Below are 5,383 nucleotides of genomic sequence, written 5' to 3'. Positions count from 1 at the left end.
TTGAACGCCCTGAAACCAAGAAACTCTTGGAGGGAGTAGAAGAAATTGTCCGCTCTGTCGAAAATGGGTTAGTAAATCCGCAATTAACTGCTTCGGAAATTGAAGAATTGATGAAACAAGGTAAGCAAGCGGAGAGAAAACTCGTCTTAGCAGTAACTCGTGAACATTCAGGTTCCCGCGATCCGCGTAATGGAAATAAAATGCTTCCAGAATCCTATTTTAGAGCGGCTTCAATTTCTCCAACATGGGATTCAAGTGATAACTTTTTAATTTATCAACGTCACCGTGCAAGTGATGGAAGCAGAGTTGTTAGAAATGGCTTAACAGAATATACTGAAAATAAAGTAGATATGTTCGCTAAAATGACAACCATTGGTGGAGAACGTTATGTAGTGTATGATGTTTTCTTCAATAATAATGGTACTGGAATGGCACAATTAAGTAGGTATCAAATCTACCGATTAATTTTACCACCTCAAATTTTAGATTTGAATAGCGATGGTACTTATAAAGGTAATACTTTAAAAGATTTAAAATTTGAAACTTATACAAGAAATAGTGACTCTGGGACTCTGTCTCAAAATCCAGAAAGATTTACTAGAACGGCTTCTTATAATGTTGATTTCTCAAAGAATTCAGTTGATTATGGTTCAGGCTGGAGAAGATTAACGTATTTCAACGCTTTAGATATTAGACATGGGGCAGAATATAATGGAGATATGCGTGATACATTTAAAGGAAATAGTAATGATCCACTTTTAATCTATGCGGTAACAAGAACGGAAAGTAAATTTAACAAATGGTCATATGGATTTGGGGTTAAAACAGAGGATAAAACATCTGCTGTACATATGCAGGTAAAAGCTAAGTTGAAGGCTGGAGTGACAGATGATCAGGTAAGAGATGCATTTGCACTAGCAGTTGTGGGTACATTTGGAGCTACTACTAACCAAGCATATACATTCATTTCAGGACGAGATGTGCATGAACCAATATATACAGATTATCCAGACCAACCAGTACAACCAACATTAAGAGAAAAACAAGCAAAACTATATCCTATCCAAGGTAGTTCTCATACAAAAGTTGTGGGAGATACAATTCCAAACACAGGGAATCCTGTAGCGGATAAATATATTACACGTAAGGGTAGTGGAGATTTCCCTGCTGGAATGAATTGGAGTTGGAAGAATAACGCTGCTCCAAGTACAGCAAATGCTGGGAAGTTTACTTATACTGCAGTTGCAAGTTATCAAGATGGTTCAACATCGGAAGATGCAAATTCAGGATCTGATGGAAGAGTTTACTTTACGGTTAACCCTAAAAAACCGACGATTACAACTAGCGTAGTGAACAAAAAAGGCTTAGCAAATCAAACAATAGAAGTTAATGTAGGTAGCGGGGTTAAAAACGGCTCTGTTGTAAAATTATACGATGGAGATCGTGTAATTGGACAAGGGACATCTAATGGAACAACTGCAAGAATTACGGTATCAGAAGCTTTACCAGGAAATCCTCTTAAAGCTGAAACAACGGTTGATAGTGGTGGAATTGTAGTTTCTGAGAAAAGTGACGCAGTTACACCAACAGAAGCACCAGATACACAAGCACCAACATTAGCTATTACACCAGCTAATCAAACAGTAGTTGAAGGGGAAACTGTAACCTTTACAGTAACAGCAAGAGATAATAAAATTGTTAATCTTGATGCTGGTGATTTTCTAACAAAATACAGTAGCAGGGTCTTTTCAGGAACAGCATCTGTAACTTCACCAACAGATACTGATACTGAAAAAATAAGACGAATTACGATTACAACAACGGCAGAAGATGTTGGTAAGACCAATACAATTACTTTTAATGCTACGGATAATGCTAATCATAGAGCGACACCAGCGAGCTTTACTTTTACTGTAACTAGACGTGACAACACACCGCCAACAATTACAGCAGGTGATGCTACAGTAACAAGCCGTGAACCAATCCCGCCAATTTCTGTAACAGCTGTAGATAATACAGGTGGGGTTGGAATGCGTGATAATAATCCGATTGAAGTAACAGGATTACCATCAGGATTAACATATGCGAATAATCGAATTACAGGAACACCAACCGGATCACCAGGAAATAGCACAGTAACCATTAAAGCCTATGACAAGAATGGGAATATGGCTCCAAAAACAATCACAATTACAGTACGAAGCCAGGCGGATGCTCACAATCCAACAGGGGCAGGATTAACTGTAAACCAAAACTATACAATTACAGATGATGAATTAAGAGCAAAAGTAAGTAACTATACACCTGGAACGTTATCAATTGTAAGCAAACCATCAACAGCTACAGCAGGAAATGCAGGAAATGCGGTAGTAAAAGTGACATACCCAGATGGAACAAGTGATAATGTAGATGTACCAGTTACAGTAACAGACGTAACAGGGCCGACAATTACAGCAAATGATGCTACAGTAACGAAAAATGAAGCTATTACGGCAATTCCAGTAAGAGCTGTAGATAATACAGGCGGAGTTGGAATGCGCGACAATAATCCGATTGAAGTAACTAATGTACCAGCAGGATTAACATATGCGAATAATCAGATTACAGGAACGCCAACAGCAGGAATAGGGTATTATACTGTAACAATTAAGGCATATGATAAGAACAATCGTTCAACTACAAAACAAATTAGAATCACCGTACAAGGTCAATCGGAAAAATACAATCCAACAGGAACAGGATTAACTGTAGAGCAAAACCATACAATTACAGATGATGAGTTGAAAGCAAAAGTAAGTAACTATGCACCAGGAACATTATCAATTGTAAGTAGACCATCAACAGCTACAGCAGGAAATGCAGGAAATGCGGTAGTGAAAGTAACGTACTCAGATGGAACGTTTGACAATGTCAATGTACCAATTACAGTAACAGACGTAACAGGACCAACTATTACAGCGGAAGGAACAACAGTAACAAGCCGTGAACAAATCACCCCAATCTCAGTAACAGCTGTAGATAATACAGGTGGGGTAGGAATGCGTCAAAATAATCCAATAGAAGTAACAGGCTTACCAGCAGGATTAACGTATGCGAACAATCAAATTACAGGAACACCAACTGGACCTGCAGGGAATAGTACAGTAACGATTAAGGCGTATGATAGAAACAATACACCAACAACAAAAGAAATAACAATTACAGTACAAAGCCAAGCGACTAAATACAATCCAACAGGGGCAGGATTAACTGTAGAGCAAAACCATACAATTACAGATGCAGAATTATATGGAAAAGTAAGTAACTATGCACCAGGAACATTATCAATTGTAAGCAAACCATCAACAACGAATGCAGGGGATGCAGGAAATGCGGTAGTGAAAGTAACATACCCAGACGGAACAAGTGATAATGTAGATGTACCAGTTACAGTAACAGACGTAACAGGACCAACGATTACAGCAGAAGAAATGACTGTAACGAAAAATGAAGACATCACACCGCCAATTCCGATTTCAGCTGTAGATAATCCAGGCGGGGTAGGAATGCGTGATACGAATCCAATTACAGTAACTAATTTACCTTCAGGATTAACGTATTCAAATGGGAATATTACAGGTAGAACATCAGTAAGAAAAGGATACTATACATTAACAATTACAGCGTATGATAAGAACAATAGGTCTTCAACGAAAAAAGTTAGACTTAATGTCCAAGAACAAGCTGATAAGTACACCCCAACAGCAACAGAATTAACAGTTAACCAAAATGAAGACATTACAATTGAAAAATTAACTCCTAAAGTAAGCAATCCTGGAGCAGGAACACTTTCACTTGTAAGCAAACCATCAACAACAACAGCAGGTTCAGCAGGAAATGCAGTTGTTAAGGTAACTTACTCAGATGGTTCATATGACTCAGTAAATGTTCCAATTACTGTAAAAGATGTAACAGGACCAACAATTACAGCTAATAATGCTACAGTTACAAATCGTGAAGACATCATACCAATCCCAGTAACAGCTGAAGATAATACGGGCGGAGTTGGAATGCGTGATACAAATCCAATCGTAGTAACAGGATTACCAGCAGGATTAACATATGCGAATGGAAAAATTACTGGTAAACCAACTGGCACAGCAGGTGAAAGTACAGTCACAATTACGGCATATGATAAAAACGATAATCCGTCAACAACAACGATTAAAATTACTATCCAAAGCCAAGCGGATGCTCATAATCCAAGAGGAGAAAGATTAACGGTTGATAAAGATCATCCGATTGAAGATGCAGAAGTCATTGCTAAGGTGAAAGATTACGCACCAGCAACTCAATTAACAGTTAAGAGTAAACCATCAACAGCAACAGTTGGAGATCCAGCTGATGCGGTAGTAACAGTAACGTATCCAGATGGATCAAGCGAAGATGTAAATGTACCAGTAACAGTACGTGACGTTTTAGTACCAGATACGACAGGACCAACAATTACAGCAAATGGTGCAACTGTTACGAAAAACGAACCAATCGTTCCAATTTTAGTAACAGCTGAAGATAATCCAGGCGGAGTGGGAATGCGTGATAACGATCCAATCGTAGTAAGAGGATTACCAAACGGACTAACATTTACAGATGGGAAAATTACAGGGACACCAACCGCAGACAAAGGTGAATACTCAGTAACAATAGAAGCATTCGATAAAATCAATAATAGAAGTGAAGCGCCGATTACAATTAAGATTATTGTCCAAGAACAAAAAGAAAAGTACAATCCAACAGGAGAAGAATTAACAGTAAATCAAGGTCATGAAATTACAGACGACGAAGTGAAAGCTAAAGTAAAAGATTTCGGACCAGGAACACTAACAGTTACAAGTAAACCATCAACAACAACAGCAGGAAATGCAGGAAATGCGGTAGTAACAGTAGGCTATCCAGACGGTTCAAGTGACACAGTAAATGTACCAGTAACTGTAAAAGACGTAACAGGACCAACAGTTACAGTTGGAGGAGCAACCGTAACGAAAAATGAACCAATCACTCCAATTCCAGTAACAGTAAGTGATAATACAGGAGGAAGAGGGTTACGTGATAATACTCCAGTAGAAGTAACAGGATTACCAGGAGGATTAACTTATTCAAACGGTGAAATCACAGGAACACCAACAGTACCTAAAGGTGACTACAGTGTAACAATTACAGCCTACGATAAAGATGGTAACCCAACTACTGAAACAATCACAATCAAAGTTCAAGAACAAGCGGATAAATATAATCCGAAGTATGGTGATGGCAAAGGAAAACCAGGAGCATCAGTAGAGATTCCAGTAGGAGAAGCGAACGGTAAGACAATTCCTTCAGGAACAACTTACACAAGTGGAACATC

At 38.5% G+C, this 5,383-nt stretch carries 1 protein-coding gene; it reads left to right on the top strand.

Translation table 11 applies throughout. The features are described 5' to 3' along the window. Positions 1-719 precede the first annotated feature (719 nt). Positions 720-5,383 (top strand): Rib/alpha-like domain-containing protein (locus SMIDD28_RS05955; RefSeq protein ID WP_196756364.1); only part of this gene is annotated, 4,664 nt, incomplete at its 3' end.

The organism is Streptococcus mitis (assembly GCF_001579045.1).
Lineage (GTDB): Bacteria > Bacillota > Bacilli > Lactobacillales > Streptococcaceae > Streptococcus > Streptococcus mitis_D.
This window is presented reverse-complemented; position numbering and strand designations above follow the sequence as displayed.